This window comes from Treponema sp. UBA7567, from assembly GCF_002476655.1.
Classification (GTDB): Bacteria; Spirochaetota; Spirochaetia; order Treponematales; family Treponemataceae; genus Treponema_D.
Map to the genome: position 1 here is coordinate 1 of NZ_DLLH01000024.1, position 19,442 is coordinate 19,442.

General features: G+C 39.2%; 18 protein-coding genes. 9 read left to right on the forward strand and 9 right to left on the reverse strand.

Going from position 1 to position 19,442, the window contains the following annotated elements:
* Positions 1–109 precede the first annotated feature (109 nt).
* Positions 110–901 (forward strand): PhzF family phenazine biosynthesis protein, encoded by a 792-nt coding sequence (locus B3Y13_RS02545; protein WP_296022977.1) that lies wholly within the window; start codon positions 110–112, stop codon positions 899–901.
* A gap of 288 nt (positions 902–1,189) precedes the next feature.
* On the opposite strand, the gene B3Y13_RS02550 is transcribed toward B3Y13_RS02545, so the two are convergent.
* Positions 1,190–2,395, reverse strand: coding sequence for a CobW family GTP-binding protein (locus B3Y13_RS02550; protein WP_296692526.1), 1,206 nt, complete (start codon positions 2,393–2,395; stop codon positions 1,190–1,192).
* Positions 2,396–2,503: 108 nt separating this feature from the next.
* Between B3Y13_RS02550 and ybaK the strand changes: the two genes are divergently transcribed.
* The gene (gene ybaK, locus B3Y13_RS02555) at positions 2,504–2,989 is read left to right on the forward strand and encodes a Cys-tRNA(Pro) deacylase (protein WP_296668811.1); all 486 of its coding nucleotides are present in this window, start codon (positions 2,504–2,506) and stop codon (positions 2,987–2,989) included.
* Positions 2,990–3,158: 169 nt separating this feature from the next.
* Here ybaK and B3Y13_RS02560 read toward each other — a convergent pair whose 3' ends face one another.
* Positions 3,159–5,993, reverse strand: a complete 2,835-nt coding sequence (locus tag B3Y13_RS02560) for a CHASE2 domain-containing protein (protein ID WP_296692529.1) — start codon at positions 5,991–5,993, stop codon at positions 3,159–3,161.
* A gap of 94 nt (positions 5,994–6,087) precedes the next feature.
* Here B3Y13_RS02560 and B3Y13_RS02565 point away from each other — a divergent pair, with 94 nt between their 5' ends.
* The 5 genes from B3Y13_RS02565 to B3Y13_RS02585 are packed head-to-tail and all read left to right on the forward strand — an operon-like array spanning position 6,088 to position 9,906.
* Complete coding sequence (locus B3Y13_RS02565; RefSeq protein WP_296022959.1) at positions 6,088–6,525, forward strand: hypothetical protein; 438 nt, start codon at positions 6,088–6,090, stop codon at positions 6,523–6,525.
* 35 nt (positions 6,526–6,560) lie between these two features.
* Positions 6,561–7,712, forward strand: coding sequence for a hypothetical protein (locus B3Y13_RS02570; RefSeq protein ID WP_296668817.1), 1,152 nt, complete (start codon positions 6,561–6,563; stop codon positions 7,710–7,712).
* A gap of 17 nt (positions 7,713–7,729) precedes the next feature.
* Positions 7,730–8,485: a FecR family protein gene (locus B3Y13_RS02575; protein ID WP_296668818.1), complete on the forward strand. Its 756-nt coding sequence runs from the start codon at positions 7,730–7,732 to the stop codon at positions 8,483–8,485.
* Positions 8,486–9,319: a hypothetical protein gene (locus tag B3Y13_RS02580; RefSeq protein ID WP_296022954.1), complete on the forward strand. Its 834-nt coding sequence runs from the start codon at positions 8,486–8,488 to the stop codon at positions 9,317–9,319. It begins immediately after the preceding gene.
* Positions 9,319–9,906 (forward strand): metallophosphoesterase, encoded by a 588-nt coding sequence (locus tag B3Y13_RS02585; RefSeq protein WP_296692533.1) that lies wholly within the window; start codon positions 9,319–9,321, stop codon positions 9,904–9,906. Before B3Y13_RS02580 ends, B3Y13_RS02585 begins: the two co-directional genes overlap by 1 nt.
* A 27-nt stretch (positions 9,907–9,933) precedes the next feature.
* On the opposite strand, the gene B3Y13_RS02590 is transcribed toward B3Y13_RS02585, so the two are convergent.
* The 5 genes from B3Y13_RS02590 to pth form a co-directional block, all read right to left on the reverse strand.
* Positions 9,934–10,629, reverse strand: coding sequence for an MBL fold metallo-hydrolase (locus B3Y13_RS02590; RefSeq protein WP_296668822.1), 696 nt, complete (start codon positions 10,627–10,629; stop codon positions 9,934–9,936).
* Between the two features lie 91 nt (positions 10,630–10,720).
* Positions 10,721–11,545 (reverse strand): DbpA RNA binding domain-containing protein, encoded by an 825-nt coding sequence (locus B3Y13_RS02595; protein WP_296022946.1) that lies wholly within the window; start codon positions 11,543–11,545, stop codon positions 10,721–10,723.
* A gap of 40 nt (positions 11,546–11,585) precedes the next feature.
* The gene (locus tag B3Y13_RS02600) at positions 11,586–12,485 is read right to left on the reverse strand and encodes a GNAT family N-acetyltransferase (RefSeq protein ID WP_296692535.1); all 900 of its coding nucleotides are present in this window, start codon (positions 12,483–12,485) and stop codon (positions 11,586–11,588) included.
* 44 nt (positions 12,486–12,529) lie between these two features.
* The gene (locus B3Y13_RS02605; protein WP_296692536.1) at positions 12,530–13,129 is read right to left on the reverse strand and encodes an ATP-dependent Clp protease proteolytic subunit; all 600 of its coding nucleotides are present in this window, start codon (positions 13,127–13,129) and stop codon (positions 12,530–12,532) included.
* A 149-nt stretch (positions 13,130–13,278) separates the two neighbouring features.
* Positions 13,279–13,935 (reverse strand): aminoacyl-tRNA hydrolase, encoded by a 657-nt coding sequence (gene pth, locus B3Y13_RS02610; protein ID WP_296022940.1) that lies wholly within the window; start codon positions 13,933–13,935, stop codon positions 13,279–13,281.
* A gap of 408 nt (positions 13,936–14,343) precedes the next feature.
* Here pth and nrdD point away from each other — a divergent pair, with 408 nt between their 5' ends.
* Positions 14,344–16,509: an anaerobic ribonucleoside-triphosphate reductase gene (gene nrdD / locus B3Y13_RS02615; protein ID WP_296692538.1), complete on the forward strand. Its 2,166-nt coding sequence runs from the start codon at positions 14,344–14,346 to the stop codon at positions 16,507–16,509.
* A gap of 3 nt (positions 16,510–16,512) precedes the next feature.
* Complete coding sequence (gene nrdG, locus B3Y13_RS02620) at positions 16,513–17,025, forward strand: anaerobic ribonucleoside-triphosphate reductase activating protein (RefSeq protein WP_296668827.1); 513 nt, start codon at positions 16,513–16,515, stop codon at positions 17,023–17,025.
* A gap of 85 nt (positions 17,026–17,110) precedes the next feature.
* Here nrdG and trpA read toward each other — a convergent pair whose 3' ends face one another.
* Positions 17,111–17,950, reverse strand: coding sequence for a tryptophan synthase subunit alpha (gene trpA, locus B3Y13_RS02625; protein WP_349675716.1), 840 nt, complete (start codon positions 17,948–17,950; stop codon positions 17,111–17,113).
* 82 nt (positions 17,951–18,032) lie between these two features.
* Complete coding sequence (gene trpB / locus B3Y13_RS02630) at positions 18,033–19,292, reverse strand: tryptophan synthase subunit beta (RefSeq protein ID WP_296692540.1); 1,260 nt, start codon at positions 19,290–19,292, stop codon at positions 18,033–18,035.
* Positions 19,293–19,442 lie beyond the last annotated feature (150 nt).

The following is a 19,442-nucleotide window of genomic DNA, read 5'->3' on the forward strand; positions in this document are numbered from 1 at the left end:
TTTCAGCCATACTGTCTTAAAGGAGGCATGATAAAAACAGCCGGAAATGGCGTCTGTTTTTATCCTTAAAAGTTTGCGTTGCAAACTTTCTTATTATTGGAGGAACAAAATGAAACAATATGTCGTTGACGCATTTACGGACGAAATTTTTAAAGGGAATCCTGCGGCAGTCTGCATAATGGAAAACTGGATTGACGAAAAACTTATGCAAAAAATCGCAGTTGAAAACAATCTTTCAGAAACTGCATTTGCCGTAAAAGACAAAAAAAAGGGACTTTATAAGTTGCGGTGGTTCACCCCTGGAGGAGAAGTTGAGCTTTGTGGCCATGCAACTCTTGCAACAGCATTTATAATTACAAGATTTTTTGAACCGGAAACAACAGAAATAATATTTGACACTTTAAGCGGTCTTCTTTCTGTAACAAAAAACAGTGAATTTCTTACGTTAAATTTTCCATCATTTAAGCTGAAGCCGATTCCTATAACACAAAAAATAATAAACGCAATCGGAACAAAGCCGCAAGAAGCATATATTGGAGCGGATATTGTATGCGTGCTAAAAAACGAAGAAGAAGTCCGAAACATAAAACCAAATTTTAAAATAATTCAGGAACTTGAAGGCGTTTGCTTCCATGTAACTGCACGAGGAAAAGAATTCGACTGCATAACAAGGTCGTTCGCTCCCAAATGCAACGTTGCAGAAGACCCTGTTTGCGGAAGGGCACACTGCCATATTATTCCACTTTGGACAGAAAAATTAAAAAAAATAAATCTTACAGCATACCAAGCTTCAAGCCGAGGCGGAATTCTCTACTGCCGAACAGAAAAAGACCGGACGATTATCAGCGGAAAAGCAGTCCTTTTTTCCATAGCGGAAATCTTTGTGACGCAAGATTCCTGATTTTTCTTGTAAACAACTTTTATGATTTTTTAGCTGGAAAAATATTTGGATAATTCAGAACAAACTTACAAAATCTTACGCCGGATGCGGAGGGCTTTAGTTGTTGAAACAGTTGTGCTTTTGCACAACCGTTTCAACAATGCAGCGAAAGCGAAACCCGAAGCAGCCGGTTGTTAAGTTAAGTTTTATTTTGTGCAAAATTTGATTTTAAACAAAAAAATGCCGTCCAAAATTCAAAAAAAATTCAGACGGCATTCATTTTTTTTTGCTGTTTTTTAGAAAAATTTGCTATTCGGCAAGGCACTTGTCCAACTCGGCAGAAATTGCCTTTTTGTCAAGTTTTTGTCCGATAATGCAGAGCTTTATCATTCTGTCGCCGACAGTTTCGTCCCATTCTTTTTGAATTTCCGGGTTCTGTGCAAGGATTTTTTTCTGTTCTTTTGCAGGAGCAGCGGCAATCCACTGTCCAGAATAGCCTGCCTGAATCTGTCTTCCGCTTGTTTCAAAAACCCAGGCCATTTCCGGTTCGTCTGCAAACCACATCAAACCTTTGCAGCGGATAATATTTCTTGGCCATTTTGCCGCAAACTCATCAAGTTTCTGGCGGTCAAACGGCTTACGGCGGAAGTAAATGAATGTTCCGATTCCGTATTCGTCTTCGTCTGCCCCGGAATCTCCATCGTGCTTGTGCTCGTGGTGATGATGCTCATGGCCATGTTCATGCTCGTGATCATGGTCTTCTTCGTGTTCATGTTCATGCTCTTCGCGCTCATGCTCGTCTTCTTCAACTTCATCTTCTTCCAGATGTTTGCACCAGCCGGCAGCGGCATAAACTGTTTCAAAGTCGAATGAATGTGTCGAAAGGATTTCTGCAACATCAACCTTGCCATGGTCAGTTTCGATAATTTTTACGCCAGGATGCAGAGTTTCAATAACCTTGCGGACTTTTTTAAATTCGTCTTCAGTAACAAGGTCTTTTTTGTTGATTACGAGAGTTGAACAGAATTCAATCTGCTGAACCAAAAGCGATTCAATGTCTTCTTCGCCCATGTCTTTTTTGTCGAGAAGTTTGTTTCCGCCGGCAAATTCATCAACCAGACGGGCAGCATCAACAACTCCGACAACATTGTCCAAAACGCCGTTTTTTATAGTTTCGAGTTCCTGAGCAATCGGCATTGGCTCACAAACGCCAGAAGCCTCGATCATAACATAATCGTATTTTCCAGATTTTATGAGATTCTCAATATTCTGCGAAAGCTGAGATTTTAAAGTACAGCAGATACAGCCGTTCGTAAGAGGAACAATGTCCGAAGTGTCGGTGATTTTTGCTCCATCGGCAATCAATTTTGCATCAACATTCACTTCGCCAATATCGTTTACAATCACTGCAACCTTATAACCTTTCTGATTAGAAAGAACCTGATTTAAAAGAGTCGTTTTTCCAGCACCAAGATAACCGCAAAGCAGCGTGATTGGTGTTTTTGCCTTAGCCATAATATCCTCCAAAAAAAACTTCTTATTAAAAAATCTTCCTATTAAAGATAATAAATTTTTCGCAAAAAGACTATAAATTTAAAAAAATTGTAGATAATATAAAAAATCATGAAAAAAACAAACGCAATGAGAATCCTTGACGGTCTCAAAATCAAATACGAAACCTTAAGCTACGAAGACGACGGCGAACACGAGCTCAGCCGAGGAGCCACCGAAAATATCGCGGCAAAACTCGGAATAAATCCAGCCGCCTGTTTTAAGACAATCGTAATGCGAAACGAATCCAAGCAAATTTTCGTTTTTTGCCAAAGCGCGCTTCACGAAATCAACCTGAAAAAAGCCCGCAACGCATCCGCCTCAAAAGAAATCACCACTGTCAAACCCGACGAGCTTCTCGCTTTAACAGGCTACATTCGCGGAGGCTGTTCACCTCTTGGCATGAAAAAAAAGTTTCCGACATTTATCGATCAGACTGCCCTTAATTTTGAAAAAATCTACATAAGCGCCGGAGTCCGCGGACAGCAAATTGTAATTTCGCCAGCCGATTTAGTAAAAGCCACAGACGCCCAGACCGTAGATTTAGTTCTCGAATAATTTTAAAATTTGGACGGCAGGCCGCATTTTAGCAGCAAATTTTGCACAAAAATGCTTATGTCCTCAAAAACCGGCTGCTCCGGGTTCCGCCTTCGCTCCATTGCCGGACGGGCTGCGCAAAAGCCCAGCCTGTCCAGCAACAAAAGCCCTCCGCATCCGGCGTAAGCTGCTATTTTGAAGTCATATTAACAATTCCGTCCCAGTTTACGCTCAACCCGTTTTCAAGATATTCTTTACAGCGCTGAGCGTAAACCAAAGGAGTTTCATCTTCTGGAACAAATTTATTTGCCTTTATAAAAAGTTTTCCTGCTTTTATAAAGTCTCTTTTAAGATAGAGCTCCATTGCATTCTTAAAAATTTCTGCCGCTTCAAGAACATTTTCAGGAAGTTCTTCTTTAAAGCCCAAAATATTCCAAAGCTGAACAGGCTCCGCCCTGCCGACAACGCGTACTCTGTCGAGTTTTCTTGCAAGGATTTTGTCAAAATTTTCGCCGGAATTTGCTTCTTTCCAGGTTGCATCGCTGCACAAAATCCATGATTTATATACTTTATTTACGCCTTCAAGACGGCTTGCAAGGTTTACAGCGTCGCCCATAATCGTATAATTCATTTTTGCGCTTGTTCCCATATTGCCGACAACCATTTCTCCGCTGTTTATACCGATTCTTGTTTCCAATGCCCTAGGAATTGTTCCATCTGCCAAAGCACGCCTGTTAAAAAGAGTTTCTTCCTGCTTCATTCTAATTGCAGAAACACAAGCATTCCATGCAGGATTCTTTAAATCAATCGGAGCGCCAAAAAAACTTACGATTGAATCGCCGATATATTTGTCGATTGTTCCCTGCTCTGCAAGAATTCTGTCCGACATGCTTCCAAGATATTCATTCAAAATGCTTACAAGCTTTGTAGGCGTTACAAGTTCCGAAAAAGCCGAAAAAGACTTTATGTCAGAAAATAACGCTGTCATTCTCTTTTCGTCGCCACCGAGTTTTAATTTTGAAGGATCTTTTACAATTTCTTCAACAACAGCAGGGGCAAGGTAAGTCGAAAAAGCATTTCTGAGCACGCCTTTGTCTTTTTCTGCCGTAACAAAACGCAGGACAACAACAAGCAGATAAGAAAAACTTGTTACAACCACAGGCGCAACAACAGGAACATAAAGTCCCCAAAAGCCCATCAATCCAAACGGCAAGCCGACAGAAATTATTACAGTAAAAATTCCAAACATATTCTGAATCCAGGCTTTTTTTCCGCCGGTGTAAACAACTGACAAAAATGCAAGAAGAGAAGCTATGGCAAAACCTAGGAGCCAGTGAATTTCCCGGACAAAATCCTGGTTCATAATCGTGTTGTAAACATTTGCGTGAGTTCCAACATTCGGATAAGCGCGGTTAAAAGGCGTTGTTCCTAAATCTGTCGTAGAACTTGCAGTATTTCCGACAATACAAAATGAACCGTCATAGGCTTTTTTCTTTTCGTTAAAAGTTCCATGATAGATTTCGTCTTCATTCTTCAGATTTTCGTAAAGAATTTTAATTTCATCTTTTATGTCTATATAATTCTGCTCATCAAGTTCATTTTTCATTTCGTCAAGACGGGAATTTATCTCTTCAAAATAAAAACCGTCAATAAAATTTCTTACACGCTCAAAAAAAGTTTGCCGCGCGTCAAAATAATCAGTGTATTCTTCTGGCAAAATTCCGCCATCGATTGCCTTTCCGTCTTCCGCAAAACCGCGGCATTTTTGCAAAAGAAAAGTTTTATACTGCTTTATGTAATTGTAATCGTTTAAAAGTCCAGAAACTTCTTCTTTATAGGAAAGCGGCTTTCCCTGTGCGTCCCATAAATTGAATCCATTCAAGGTTTCCAAAAGCGAAACTATTTTTGATTCAGTTTCGTCCAACTGGTAAAGCATTACAACGCTTTCCCGGCGGAAAGAATCGATAAATTCTTTGTTGAGCCAGTTTATCAGCATACGTCCATGAGCATCCAAAGGAATCGTAATATTTATCCGCTCAGCTTCGTTGTCAGGATTCTTTGCATCTATCAATTTTAGAGAAAACGGCATTCTTATAAGTTCTTTCGGATCAAGTTTTTTTAGAATTGGAGCAAAAGTCAACTGTCCGATATACCCATCATTTTGACGGCTCAAAAGCTCAACGCGTCTTCTCGTTCCATCGCTGTCCAAAACAACATTTGTAAAACCTGCGCCCTTTGCGCCTTTCATAAACTGCTCAAGAGCTGGACAAAATCCAAGTCTGTTGTCTCCGCCCTGGTCAATCAAATAATACTGATTTCCTTTTAAAATCCGTTGTTTTTTGTCCTGAACATTAAAATAAAGGCATTTTTTTCGGACATATTCCAGATATTCAGGAGAATATTTTATATCCAAATCCAAAATATTGACCGTAAGCCAAGTATCTCCAAAAAATTGAATCGCCTTTGCAAAAAGCTCATCGTTGTCTTGAAAACTCGAATTCAAGATGCTTTCTTTTAGAGAATCAAATTCCGGATTAACCCAATCTTCAATCGCGTCAGATGCAAGTTGAATCAAGTCCTTTTTTCCGTACATTCCGCTTACGGCAGCATCAGCAAACTGGCTTATAAAATCCGAAACATCTTTTTTTTGAGAATCGAGGGCATTTCCAATTTCGACAGAGGCTTGAGGATTTACACCAAGATGAGAAGGAGAAAGATATTCAATATCGAAAACTGCTGTTTTTGCGCCGAGTTCCTTCATTCTTAAAAGAGAATTTGCAAGAATATCGCGGCTCCACGGCCATGGCCCTAAATCTTCGAGCGACTTATTGTCAATTTCAACAAAAAGAATTTCTTGCCGGCTTTTAGGTTCTTTTCTAAGCGAAAGCATAAAATCGTAAAGCCTGTAATCAAATTTTTGAAAAAATCCAAAAAATCCAGCACAAGCACAAAGTAAAATTACGAGAAAAACCGCAATTTTATCAATCGACTTTTTTAACAAATTTTTAGAAAGTTTATCTCTCATTATGACAAAAAGTATAACACATGTTATGATTTTATATAGTTAAATTTCAATTCTCTTTTCAAATCATATAAATAGTTTCAATCTCGGAGGAAATATGAAAAAAAGTCTGTTGCTGCTGATTGCTGCATTGCTTTCTTTTTCTGCAGCTGCTCAAAATTCCGAAAAATTAACAGAACTCATCAACTCAAAAACTGCAACTTACGGTCAAGTAGCGTATCTTTACGGAGTTTATTCGGAAAAAATTGATGAAAACGCGTCTTACGAAGAATCGTTCGATGTTCTAAAAGAAAATTTTCCATTAAAAAAAGAAATTTCTTCATCATCACCTGTTACACTCTCAGAACTTTCCTTTATTTTTGCAAAACTTGCAAATTTAAAAGGCGGAATTTTTTATACGCTTTTTTCAAATCCGCATTACGCCTTTAAAGAACTTCAGGCAAAAGAAATTTTACCAGAAAACTCAGATCCATCGCAAAAAGTAAACGGCCGGGATGTAATTGCAATTTTTAATGCCTGCCTTTCGCAAGAATAAAAACTGCAAAAAGACATTTTGTATCGGGAGTAAATATGAAAAAATCGATTCTTACAGTATCCGCTTTTTTTGCAGCAATTTCGCTTTCTGCATTCGATTTTGGCGGAAGCCTTGGAAATAATTCAAAATTTGAGGATACTTTTTCTAACGATGGCCTAAAACTCAATCAAAAAAACTATGCCTCGATTTGGGGACAGGTTCCTTTTCAAGACACAAAAAATTATTTTTTTGTACAGGGACGTTTTCAGCACGAATATGATGCCGACAAAAAAGATTCAACAAATGCAATAAATCTTGACAACGCGCAGTTTGTTTTTTATAAGCAAAATTTTATATTCAACGTTGGACGTTTTTATTATTCAGACATTTCTTCCATTATATATAATCAGAGCGGAGATGGGGCGGAAGTTCAATTTCAACTTCCTGGAATAAAAGCCAGCGCCTACGGTTTTTACACAGGTCTTTTAAATTCCCAGTTTATCACTCTAAACGACTTTGACTATATCGCCGACGAAGACAAAATCTACGATTTATGCGCTAAATATCTTATTGCAGGTTTAAAAGTTGAATTGCCGTCTTTTTTTGGTGAACAGACGTTTTCTGCCGAAGTTTTAAATGCATGCCGGCTTGAAGGGAAAAATTACAACAGGCTTTTTGCAGAAGGAAAACTCGAAGGTCCGGTTTCTGTTTTAAACGGGCTTTTTTACGATTTGACGGCAGCTATCGAATTCTCTAAATACGACGACCAAAAATTCAAAATTGCGAACCTTTCAAAAGCAAGAATTTATTTTTATCCAGGCTTTAAAGATACACAATTTTCTTTCAACGCTGTATACACTACAGGAGAAGAAAAAGACAAAGATTCTTCGGTAAACGCTTTTTCTGCAATTACAAGTTCAACTGCTGTAAATTCGCTCGAAGAACCAGAATTTTCCGGAATCCTTAAAGCCGGGCTTTCTGCTTCAATAAAGCCTGTAAAAAATCTTCTTGTTGCGGCAAATGCAGATGCGGTTTTTAACACAAACAAAAATAAAAACAAATATTCTGGCTTTCAATACAAAGCACTTGCAAACTGGCAGATTTTAAGCGATTTGTTTGCAGGCGCAGAACTTTCACAATTCTTTGACAAAGACAGCTCTGACAACAACAAAACGTCGATTTCGTTGAAAGCAATTCTTACATTCTAAATTATGGAGGAAACAAAATGAAAAAAACAGTAAAAACGTTTGCATTTATTTGTTTAACACTTTTTGGTTCTGTTTGTGCTTTTTCTGCCCCATTTGAAGCAACAGTCGTTTCTGCAAAAGGAAAAACAGAAGTTCAGCGCGCAGGAATATGGACTGCGCTTAAAACAGGAAATTCTGTAAGCCGCGGCGATGTTATTCAGACAGGTTTTAAGTCGGAACTTATTATTAAAATAAAAAATTCGACAGTAACAGTTTCGCCAATGAGCCGAATAACAGTTGAGCAACTCGCCGAAAAAAAAGACAAGGACGAAACAAAACTTTTCTTAGACACAGGTTCTCTAAGGTCAAACGTAAAAAAAACAGAAGACCGCAGAATTGGTTTTACAGTTCGCTCACCAGTTGCAACCGCTTCTGTCCGCGGAACTGAATTCAGTGTAAAAAACATTTACGGCGGAACAGAAATTATCGGTTACGAAGGCGAAACTACAGCATGGAAATCTTCTCAGCCACAGCAACCGGAAATTGCAGCTACAGAAGATGATGACATTGAAATTGAAGAAAACAATTCTGAATCAATTTCTAGAGGTCAATCAGGAGCAGTTATCGTAAGAAAACACACTAAATCTTCTTATACAGAAAATTCTTCTACTTCACCAAAAGAAAATTTGAAAAAAATGTCGGAAAACATCGGCAAACTAGAAAGTTATGATCCAACCAATCAAAATTCATCAAAACGCTCAAATCTCCTTATAAATATTACGATAAAAGAATAAATGAATCAGATAAAATTTAAAAAAATCTCAAAGAACGTAGTTTTTATAAGCGCGTTCTTTGCTGTTTGTGCAGCAGGATTTACAAGTTGCACAAAAGAACAAAAAACACAGCCAGCGGCTACAGAAGAAATTCAAACCGAAGAACAGAAAACTGCCGTCAAAATAAACAGTTTGGACGAACAGACAAAAGAATATCTTTCCGGCAAAACAATTGCCGTAGTTTTAGGACACAGCTACAACGATTTGCAAACTGTCGAAAAAATAAAGCAGCTTTTGAACATAAATTACGGTGTCAAAACTGACGAAACGGAAGCTTTAATAACAATTTTGGTTTATCCGGAAGATTTTTTAGTTGCAGGAAAACCAAGAATCAGTTCAATTTATTCAAAACTTGAAGACAAAAATCTTGCAGGAATAATAACATTTGGCGCTCCAGAAGGACTTTGCAACGCACTTGCAAGACTCGAAGACCTTTCTATAAAACAGCAGGAAGAAAACAAAAACGAAAAAGTTTTTAAACGTTCATATCCAGTTTTTTCATTTTTTCAACAAGACGACACGCTCGGTTCCGAATCGACGGCAGATTTTGTCCTCGACTATACTCCAAAGCAAAATTCTCTCGAAATGGAGCAAACTGCAAACATTCCAGATTTTGACACAAGTTCAATGCTTTTAAATGCAATCGATGAAATGCTAAAACTTCGCGCCCCGCTTGAAATCAATAAAAATTTAATTCAAGTTGTGCAAAAAATTGTCGGGAAACAAAAACAGGTTTCAAATTACACAGATTATGAATCCGGATTAAAAGCCGCAAATCATTTTATTTTTAACTGATGCCCCTAATTCAAGAAAAAACAAAAAATCTCGCAAACAAAGAAACTGCAAAAATTCTAGTTATTTCGGACAGCCACGGTCAAACAAAAAATTTGCGCTCTGTTCTGGAATCTCAAAAAAATACCTGCGATGCCCTAGTTTTTACAGGCGACGGAATGCTAGATTTAATAACAATTATGGAAGAAGACTTTAACTCTCCTCCAGAACACAAAATTTTGCCAGAAAATGTAATTTTTGTCCGCGGAAATGGAGATTCGCCTTATTACAAAATTTTTACAGATAAACCGCAAATTTTACAAATTCCAGAAGATGCCAGCTTTACGGTTGCACACAAAAAATTTTTTGTAACACATGGACATTTTTTTGGAGTTTATTATTCAACACAGGAATTGCTCGATTATCTTGAAAAAAACAAATTTGACGCAGGACTTTTCGGCCATACACACGTGCCATTTGCCAAACTTTCAAAAGATATTCTGCTTTTAAATCCCGGAAGTATTTCATTACCAAGAAAAAATTCAAAAAAAAGCTACGCAGTTTTGACAGTCACAAAAGAAAACATAAAATATGAATTTTTTGAGCTTTGATTTTGAAATTTTTCTGCAAAACAAAACTTAGAAGAAAAAATCATCCATTTTAAAGCCACAATAATCGTGTCCAGGATAAACCAAAGTCTTTCCGTCTACGTCCTGCTTTAACTTTTTAAGGCTCTGCATCATCAAAACTTCGTTTCCGCCAAGGTCTGTCCGTCCATAACTTCCGTAAAAAACAGTATCGCCACTCAAAAGCAATTTTTCGGATTCGTTGTAAAGGCAGACACTTCCCATCGTGTGTCCTGGTGTATGAAGAATTTTCCAGTTTTTAAGAGAATCTTTTACTTTTTTCGAAAGTCCGCCGGAAAAATGTTCCATACAGTCAAAAAGTGTTTTATTATCTTCCAAAAAACAGTCGGCAGAAGGAAGATTTTTTACCGCGCTTAAAAAATCAGAAAACCCGATTGCATCAAGTTCTTCTTTTTGAATTTTAGAAGCGTCCTTGCCAATCATTTGAGAATCAGCATTGTGAATTAAAATAGGAATATTCGGATAAAATTCTTTCAAAACAGGAAGCCCGGCAACATGGTCAAAATGACCGTGAGTTAAAACAAGTGCGACCGGCTCTTTTTTGTTTTCTTTTAAATAATCAGAAATTACGGTTTTATCTCCGCAATATTCGCAGCTGGCGGGATCTACGATAAAAACCTTATTTTCACAAAGATCTACAACCATGGAATTTACACCGAGCGGACCCGTTCTTAAAATTTTTACCATAAAAAGCCTCTGCAAAAAAAACAAATTCGCAAAAAAAAAGCATTGAGCTCTTAAAAATCAAAATTTTCAAAAACTCAATGCCATTTAAATTTTACAGATCAGCAGAAGAACTTGAGCGAGGCTTGCGGAGAGCCATGATTTCTTCGTCTGTCATTTCAATTGGCGCTTTTTCCATTTCTTTTGCAAAAGCAGCCTGCTGAGCAACAGTATCCGAATTTGAAGCGGTAAAACTGTCAACAATCGGCGCAGACTTGTTTTCTACATTTGGAACTCTTTCATTGTTAATGTATTCTTCTGCAGGTTCGCTTTCTTTTTCAGAAAATTCAGCGGCATCTTTCTTTTCAGAATAACTAACAGAAAGTTTGCGGCCGCGCCAGTCAAAATCGTTGAGCGCAGAAATTGCCTTGTCTGCATCTTCTTTGAAAAGCTCAACAAAAGAATAATTTGCAAGAACTTTGATATTTCCGATGCGTTCGCGTTCAATTCCAGCTTCGTTGATAAAAAGACCAAGAAGATCGCGTGCAAATACATGACGGTTGCGTCCAATGCTTACAAAAACTGTCGCAGCATTTTCTGGTGCGATTTCTACACGAGGACTGCGTTCTTTTGGCTCGCTCTCAGAATTTTCCTGACGTTCTTTTCTTTCTTCGTAGCGGTTGCGACGATTTTCCTCACGGCGTTCACGGAAATTTTCGCGTGCTGTCCTGTTCGGATTAAAGCGGTAGATTGCGCCTTTTGAAGCCTGCAAAAGAAAAGCGGCAACATAAGAGCGTCTTGTAAGAGGAACATTTTTCTTAAAAACTTTTTTAAGTTCTTCGTAATATTCCGGATTTGATTCTACTTTAGAAACTGCGTTTTTCAAAAAAGCAGCTACCTGATCCATGTTAAGTTCAGTTTCACGTCTGTTAAAAGCCATTTTGATACTCCTAAAAAAAATGCCTTAAATTAAATAGGCTTTAGTTCAATTCAGCCACAAAAGCAAAATCTTTTTCTTCAAAACCTAAATCGGTCAATGTTGATTTTAGCATTTTTGGCACAAATGAATTGTTAATTATAAAAAATTGAATTCCGTCTTCGGTTAAAGTGGAAATGCTTCTTGATAAAAGCTCTCTGGCAATTCCAAGCCCACGGTAATTCTGATTTACAAAAAGGGCGTTTAAAAATGCAACCTTTTTACTGGACAAACCCGAATATAAAACACAACCGGCAAACTCGTCCGACAAAGTACGNNAAAAAAAACCGCCAGTACAGTTTTTAGTCAGAGCGTTGATTGAATCAAACTGATCTTTTAGTTGTAAAGAAATAGCTGAACCAAGTTCACCTGAAAATTGAATTTTTAATTCTTCAAAAAAAGCACTTGCTAAAAAAGCAACATTTCCGCTGTCCATATCCGCAGAAAATGTCCGGAAAGCAAAGTCTTCAAGAACCAGATCATCATATTCGTAAAAGTCTTGCTCTAAAGTTTCCAGCCCCCACGACTCCCGCAGTGCGTTGTACCATTCGCAAACCATTTTTTTCATTTCTTTGTTCTTAAAAGAATGAAATCTTCTGTCCGCTTCAGGATACTTTTTTAATGTATTTTTAAAATTTCTGAAAACCCCCCGTCCTTCAAGTAAAATCTGTTTAAGTTCGCCGCAAGCCTTTATGCCTTTGTACTTTGCAATAAAATTTTCAAGCAAACTGTAGCCGTCGGCACTAGTCCACAACGGCAGCGAATAAATATTTTCCTCATCAACCGATTCTGGCTCACACTGAACAATCCTGGAATTTTTCGCATCCAAACCAAAATTTTGCTGCTGATTTTCCATGGCGAACAAAATGTCTGTGCACAAAGAATCAGTTAATTCAAAAAACATCGATTACCCTTTTTTATGTTGATTGCCCTAATATAACACAAAATTTATGCTTCGGGCAACTCTTTGCGGCTCGAAACAATAGTTCCGACAATGCCATAATCCGCCGCTTCCTGAGCAGTAAGCCAATGATCTCGTTCTGTATCTTTTTTTACAGTTTCAAAATCTTTTCCAGTCGCTTCTGCAATCAATTTTGTAAGAGTTTCGCGCGATTTTGAAATTTCCAGAGCAGTAATCTCAATATCAGTTGCAACACCGCGGCTTCCGCCCATCAAAGGCTGATGAATCAAAAAATGGCTGTTCGGCAAACTAAAGCGTCTTTCTTTTGGAACAGACAAAAACAAGGTTACACCCATGCTCGCAATAAGTCCCATTCCAATTGTATAAACAGGAGCATTTATAAAGCGAATCATATCGTAAAGTCCAAAACCGTCGTCGATTGAGCCTCCTGGAGAATCAATGTAAAGATAAATCGGTTTATCAGAATCTGCTTCAAGAACAAGAAGCTGCTTTACAATTTTTTCAACCAGTTCTTCGTTCACTTCGCCGCTGACAACAATCTGGCGAGTTTTTAAAAGTTTCTCAGCAAAAGCGTCTGCAGAAACTTTTTTTTCTTTTTTTTCGTCTTCATCAATAAATTTAGCCATACTTAAAATATATAAAAATTCCCGCTTATTGTCTAATGAAAAAATCAGAAAAGACAGGAGGGGAAAGCCTTCCCCTGCGCTGCAACCACGGCAAAATTGCCGCGTTTTCCGCTACCCCTTCTCCTGGGGGAAAATTCCCCCAAGCCCCCTTAAATCAGTTTTCGTTTGCTCCAGCCCTGCAAAATACGCTGCTGGTTTTCGTCCGTGGAAAGCAAAAATTTTGCAAACATTTCATTTGTCTGTGCAAATTCCTGAGCAAGAATTATCTGCTCGTCTGCCGTAAAATTAGAAAGCACGTAGTCGGCAATGTCGCGGTTTTGAGGTTTTGTAAGTCCAAAACGCAACCGCCAGAAATCGGCAGTTCCAAAAGCAGACTTCATTGAACGAAGGCCGTTGTGCCCTCCAAGACCGCCGCTCCATTTTAAGCTGACAGTTCCCAAAGGAAGCTCAAGCTCATCGTGAACAACTAAAATTTCTTCCGGAAGAATTTTATAAAACCGGGCAAGTTCTCCAACGCTTTCTCCGCTCAAATTCATATAAGTAAGCGGTTTTAAAAAGTAGATTTTATCTGGAGAGCCTTCCGGCACAATCGGGTCAGAACCGTCTTTTTTAGAATACATTCCTGTTTCTGCAAACCAATGTGCGAGCACAGAAGTTTCTATAACAGCATAGTCGCCTTTAAATTTATTCTGAAAGTTCAATCTGTTGTAAAAAGGAAGCTGCGCAGCAAACTGCCAGGCAACATTGTGCCGAGTTTTTTCGTACTCGCTGCCATAATTTCCTAAAAAAGCCACAAGTTTAATCATTAAAAGCCTCAGTTTTTTGTATTTATTTATAGAAATAAATTATACCAATTCGCGTAAACTGTGTAAAAGGACAGATTTTTTTATATATTCAGGGCTTGCGGCAGGGATCGGAAGGGACGCGAAGCGTGTGTTTTTGCCTGCAAAAATACCGGAGGCAAAAGCCGTAGCCCTGGAGAGCCCGTTTTTTGCGCAGCAAAAAGCCGCCCGATTAAAAAACTTTTTTATGCAAATTTAGCGGTTTGCGATTGAAGTTTTTTTATGTCCGATATATATTATTTAAGCGCTCCAAAAACACTAAATATAGCGTTTTTTGGGGCTTTTTTATCATTTTTGACACTACCATATTTTTCAATTTGTCAAGTGATTTTCTAAAAATTCTTAAAATATTTTTCGGAGGAAAACTATAAAATGAAGATTATCAAAAGAAATGGCGTGGAAGTTATTTTTGACATAAAAAAAATCATAACGGCAATTTCGAAGGCAAATGCCGAAGTTCCGCTCAGCGACCAGCTTTCTGACAATCAAATTAAATCTATCGCAGAAAATATCGAAAATGCCTGCGCTTCTGAAAATCACGAAATGAACGTCGAAGCTATTCAGGACATGGTCGAAAAAGAAATTATGAAGGCTGGCGCTTTTGATATTGCAAAAAAATATATTACTTATCGTTACCAGCACGAACTTATGCGCAAGGCAAACACGACCGACAAGCAGATTCTTTCGCTGCTTGAATGCCAGAACGAAGAAGTTAAGCAGGAAAATTCAAATAAAAACTCGACTGTTGTTTCGGTTCAGCGCGATTACATGGCTGGAGAAGTTTCTAAAGATATTACAAAACGATTTTTGCTCGACGAAGACATTGTACAGGCGCACAACGAAGGCATTATTCACTTTCACGATGCTGACTATTTTGCCCAGCACATGCACAACTGCGACCTTGTAAACCTGGAAGACATGCTCCAAAACGGAACTGTTATTTCCGGCACAAGAATCGACAAGCCTCATTCTTTTTCTACAGCTTGCAACATTGCAACTCAGATTATTGCTCAGGTTGCTTCGAGCCAATACGGAGGCCAGTCAATTTCGCTCGCACATCTCGCTCCTTTTGTTGATGTAAGCCGCAAAAAGATTATCCGCGAAATGAACTTAATTGCCGAAAAAACAGGTCTGCACTACAACCCGGAACAGTTTAAGGAAATTGTAGAAATGCGCCTTAAGGACGAAATTACCCGTGGTGTTCAGATGATTCAGTATCAGGTTGTAACACTGATGACGACAAACGGCCAAAGCCCTTTTGTTACGGTCTTTATGTATTTGAACGAAGTTAAAGACGAACAGACAAAGTCCGACCTTGCGCTCATTATTGAGGAAGTTTTAAAGCAGCGTTTTCAGGGCGTTAAAAACGAGGCAGGTTTCTGGGTTACTCCAGCATTTCCTAAACTGATTTATGTTCTTGAATCTGACAATATTTCTGAAGGCGGAAAATATTTTTATTTGACAGAACTGGCTGCAAAATGTACAGCGCGCCGCCTTGTACCAGATTATATTTCCGAAAAAAAGATGATGGAACTCAAAGACGGAAACTGTTATCCTTGCATGGGATGCCGTTCGTTCCTTACTGTTTACCACGATCCTCAAACAAACAGACCAAAATTCTACGGCCGTTTTAATCAGGGCGTTGTAACAATCAACCTTGTCGATGTAGCATGCTCATCTGGCGGAAATATGGACGCTTTCTGGAAGATTTTTGACGAACGCCTTCAGTTGTGCTTCAGAGCTCTTATGGCCCGTCATAACAGGCTGTTGAATACTCCGAGCGATGTTGCCCCGATTTTGTGGCAAAATGGCGCTCTTGCGCGTCTTGAAAAAGGCGAAGTAATAAACAAGCTTTTGTACGGCGGATATTCAACTATTTCTCTCGGATACGCAGGACTTTGCGAATGTACAAAATACATGACTGGAAAACCTCATACAGATCCAGAAGCAACTCCTTTTGCCTTAAAAATAATGCGCTACATGAACACAAAATGTGCCGAATGGCGCGACCAGACAAACATTGCATTCTCGCTCTACGGGACTCCTCTCGAGTCAACAACTTACAAATTTGCAAAATGCTTAAAACGTCGTTTTGGCGAAATTGAAGGCGTAACAGACAAAAACTACATTACAAATTCTTATCACGTGCATGTGACTGAACAGGTTGATGCATTCGCAAAACTCACATTTGAAAGCCAGTTCCAGGAGCTTTCTCCAGGCGGCGCTGTAAGTTATGTCGAAGTTCCAAATATGGAAAACAATATTCCTGCTGTAATCGCTCTGCTCAAGCATATTTACGAAAACATAATGTATGCTGAACTGAACACAAAATCCGACTGCTGCCAAAAATGCGGTTACACTGGCGAAATTCGGGTTGTCGCAGATGCTGACGGAAAATTGGTTTGGCAATGTCCAAACTGCGGAAACACAGATCAGACAAAAATGAATGTTGCCCGCCGAACCTGTGGCTACATCGGAACACAATACTGGAATCAGGGACGCACGCAAGAAATTAAAGAGCGCGTTTTGCATCTGTAAAAAATGTACTACGGCGAAATAAAAAAAATCGACATTGCAAACGGGCTTGGAGTTAGAGTAAGCCTGTTTGTAAGCGGCTGCAGAAATAAATGTCCAGGCTGCTTTAATCAGATGACGTGGAATTTTAACTACGGCCAGGAATTTACTCAAAAAACAGAAGAAGAAATTCTCGAAGCCCTAAAGCCAGAATATATTCAAGGGCTTACCGTTCTTGGCGGTGAGCCTTTTGAAGAAGAAAATCAGCGCGTCCTTGCGCCATTTTTGGAAAAAGTCCGTGCAATATTCCCAAAAAAAACAATCTGGTGCTATAGCGGCTACATTTACGACATAGATTTAAAACCTTCCGATGGACGCAAGCACTGCGAAGTAACAGACCGCATGCTCGACTGCATCGATGTTCTCGTGGACGGACCATTTAAACAGGAATTAAAAGACATAACCTTAAATTACCGCGGGAGCAGCAACCAGCGCATTTTATGGCTAAAAGAAAACAAACCGGTAAATTCAATCGACTAATCAAAACGATTTGTAAATAAAAAAAACTCTGTCCAAAAAACAAGGTTCTGAACAGAGTTTTGTTACTTACTTGGTCTGATATAAACTAAAGGCCTTTTATTTCCTTTGCTTTTGCGCAAATTGTGTCCTGCAGAACTTTTTTGTCGCCGGCTGCAGAATCTATAAGGCGGACAAAAACTGAGCCTGCTACGACTCCTTCGACATAAGGCGCTATTGCCTGTGCCTGCTCTTTTCCGTGAATTCCAAATCCACCGTAAATTTCCGGAACAAAACCGCTTTTATTTTGACGTTTTAATTTTTTTAAGAATTCAACTGTATGAGAGTCGACTTTTGTGTCCATTCCAGTAATTCCTGCACGCAAAGCCGCATAAATCGTCTTAAAACCAAAGTCCAGCATTTTTTGAAGGCGTTCGTCCGTCATGCTTGGAGCCGCAACAGGAATATTTTCCATTCCGTATTTTTTGCAGGCAACAGAAAGACCTTCGTCGCAGTCAAACGGCAAGTCTGGAATAATCATTGCATTTACGCCAACCTCGCTTGCTCTCCGGCAAAAATTATCAACACCAGGAGTAAAAATCAGGGAAGCATAAGACATTATTGCAATTTTTACATTTGGAAAGCTTTTATGCAATTTTGCGATAAAATCCAAGCCGTTTTGTGTTGTTGCTCCGTTTGCAAGAACAGTTGAACATGCGTTTTGAATTACAGGACCGTCTGCACTTGGATCAGAAAACGGCAGCTGAATTTCCAAAAAGTCGGCTCCGCCTTTTACGAGAGCTTCAGCGGCAGCAAAAGAAATTTCAGGATTTGGATAATTTGCAACTAAGTGCGACATCAATTTTATCATAATTTTTTTCCTTAATTTTGGTGATTGAATCTGCAAAACCTGCGTTAGGGATTGTAGGGGCGGCGAAGCCGTTCGCAACGCGAATGAAGCGCGGTTAGGCGCGGAACCCCGAAAAGCCCGGCTGACAGCCGCTTTTTGCGGCTGTCAGAACGCCCAAATTTTAATATTTTTCGTGAACATCTTTATTTTCTTCAAGACGCTTTAATTCGCTTTTTAGAAACTCTTTCCATTCTTCAGGACGGAAAACAGGGCTTGTAATAAAAACGTCCTTGTCGCCTCGTCCTGACATATTTATGACAATCGCCTTGTCTTTTGGAACTTTAGGCGCAAGTTTCATTGCATAAGCCGCCGCGTGTGAACTTTCGAGAGCCATAAGGATTCCTTCGTTTTTTGCAAAAAAATTAACGGCTTCGAGAGCTTCATTGTCGCGGATTGCTTCAAAAGTGATTCGGCCGGTTTTTCCAAGCATTGCAAGCTGAGGACTGATTCCAAGGTAGTCAAGTCCCGCAGAAATCGAACTTGTTTTTTGAGATTGGCCGTCGGCATCTATCAAAAAACGGCTTTTAAAACCTTGCATAATTCCGTCGCGCGCAGAATTTCCAACCATGCGGCTTGCGTTGTTTCCAATTTCCGGTCCACTTCCACCACCTTCCGCACCATAAAGTTTGATTTTTTCGTCCTTAAAGAATGGGGCAAAAAATCCAGAAGCATTAGAACCGCCGCCGACACAGGCAACAAGAGAATCAATCTGGATATTGCGCTCTGCACACTGTTTTTTTACTTCTTCGCCGATTATGGATTGAAAAGTGCGAACCATGTCAGGGAAAGGAGCTGGTCCCAAGGCAGAACCAAGACAGTAATGTGTAGTTTCAAAATTAGTAGCCCAGTCGCGCATAGCTTCATTTACAGCGTCCTTTAAAGTGCGAGAGCCTGTTTTTACGGCAACAACTTTCGCACCGTAAAGCTCCATTGAAGCCACATTTGGCTGCTGACGGCGAACATCGACTTCTCCCTGATAAATTACGCACTGCATTCCAAGTTTTGCACAGGCTGCGGCTGTTGCGACTCCATGCTGCCCTGCGCCTGTTTCTGCAATAATCCGCTTTTTTCCCATTTTTTTTGCAAGCAAAACCTGACCAATAGCATTGTTAATTTTGTGAGCGCCAGTATTTGCCAAGCCTTCGAGTTTTATGAAAATTTTTCCGCCACCCAAAAGTTCAGTAGTGCGTTCAGCAAACATAAGCGGAGTTTCGCGGCCAATATAATCGCGACGCAAAATGTTCAGTTCTTCTAAAAAATCCTTGTCGTGAATATAAAAATTAAAAGCCGAATCAAGTTCGTCAATCGCCGAATGTAAAATTTCAGGAATATATTTCCCGCCGTAATCACCAAAAAAACCGTCAATAGATTCTTCGTACATGTATATTTCTCCAGTTATTTTTTTGTTTCTGTTTATAGAAACATCATAAAGAAATAACTCTTCTTTGTCAATTCCACCCATAAAAAGCTGCAAGACAACAAAAGGCAGGAGCACAGCGCGCGAAAAAGGGGCCAAAAGGCGGGCTGGCAC

Excerpts from the sequence above, each read along its gene's own strand:
- B3Y13_RS02580 (WP_296022954.1), top strand. The coding sequence starts at position 8,486 with ATGAATCAGATAAAATTTAAAAAAATCTCAAAGAACGTAGTTTTTATA.
- B3Y13_RS02545 (WP_296022977.1), top strand. The coding sequence starts at position 110 with ATGAAACAATATGTCGTTGACGCATTTACGGACGAAATTTTTAAAGGG.
- pth (WP_296022940.1), bottom strand. The coding sequence starts at position 13,935 with ATGATTAAACTTGTGGCTTTTTTAGGAAATTATGGCAGCGAGTACGAA.
- nrdG (WP_296668827.1), top strand. The coding sequence starts at position 16,513 with ATGTACTACGGCGAAATAAAAAAAATCGACATTGCAAACGGGCTTGGA.
- B3Y13_RS02605 (WP_296692536.1), bottom strand. The coding sequence starts at position 13,129 with ATGGCTAAATTTATTGATGAAGACGAAAAAAAAGAAAAAAAAGTTTCT.
- B3Y13_RS02550 (WP_296692526.1), bottom strand. The coding sequence starts at position 2,395 with ATGGCTAAGGCAAAAACACCAATCACGCTGCTTTGCGGTTATCTTGGT.
- B3Y13_RS02585 (WP_296692533.1), top strand. The coding sequence starts at position 9,319 with ATGCCCCTAATTCAAGAAAAAACAAAAAATCTCGCAAACAAAGAAACT.
- B3Y13_RS02560 (WP_296692529.1), bottom strand. The coding sequence starts at position 5,993 with ATGAGAGATAAACTTTCTAAAAATTTGTTAAAAAAGTCGATTGATAAA.
- trpB (WP_296692540.1), bottom strand. The coding sequence starts at position 19,292 with ATGTACGAAGAATCTATTGACGGTTTTTTTGGTGATTACGGCGGGAAA.
- B3Y13_RS02565 (WP_296022959.1), top strand. The coding sequence starts at position 6,088 with ATGAAAAAAAGTCTGTTGCTGCTGATTGCTGCATTGCTTTCTTTTTCT.
- B3Y13_RS02590 (WP_296668822.1), bottom strand. The coding sequence starts at position 10,629 with ATGGTAAAAATTTTAAGAACGGGTCCGCTCGGTGTAAATTCCATGGTT.
- nrdD (WP_296692538.1), top strand. The coding sequence starts at position 14,344 with ATGAAGATTATCAAAAGAAATGGCGTGGAAGTTATTTTTGACATAAAA.
- B3Y13_RS02575 (WP_296668818.1), top strand. The coding sequence starts at position 7,730 with ATGAAAAAAACAGTAAAAACGTTTGCATTTATTTGTTTAACACTTTTT.
- ybaK (WP_296668811.1), top strand. The coding sequence starts at position 2,504 with ATGAAAAAAACAAACGCAATGAGAATCCTTGACGGTCTCAAAATCAAA.
- B3Y13_RS02595 (WP_296022946.1), bottom strand. The coding sequence starts at position 11,545 with ATGGCTTTTAACAGACGTGAAACTGAACTTAACATGGATCAGGTAGCT.
- B3Y13_RS02570 (WP_296668817.1), top strand. The coding sequence starts at position 6,561 with ATGAAAAAATCGATTCTTACAGTATCCGCTTTTTTTGCAGCAATTTCG.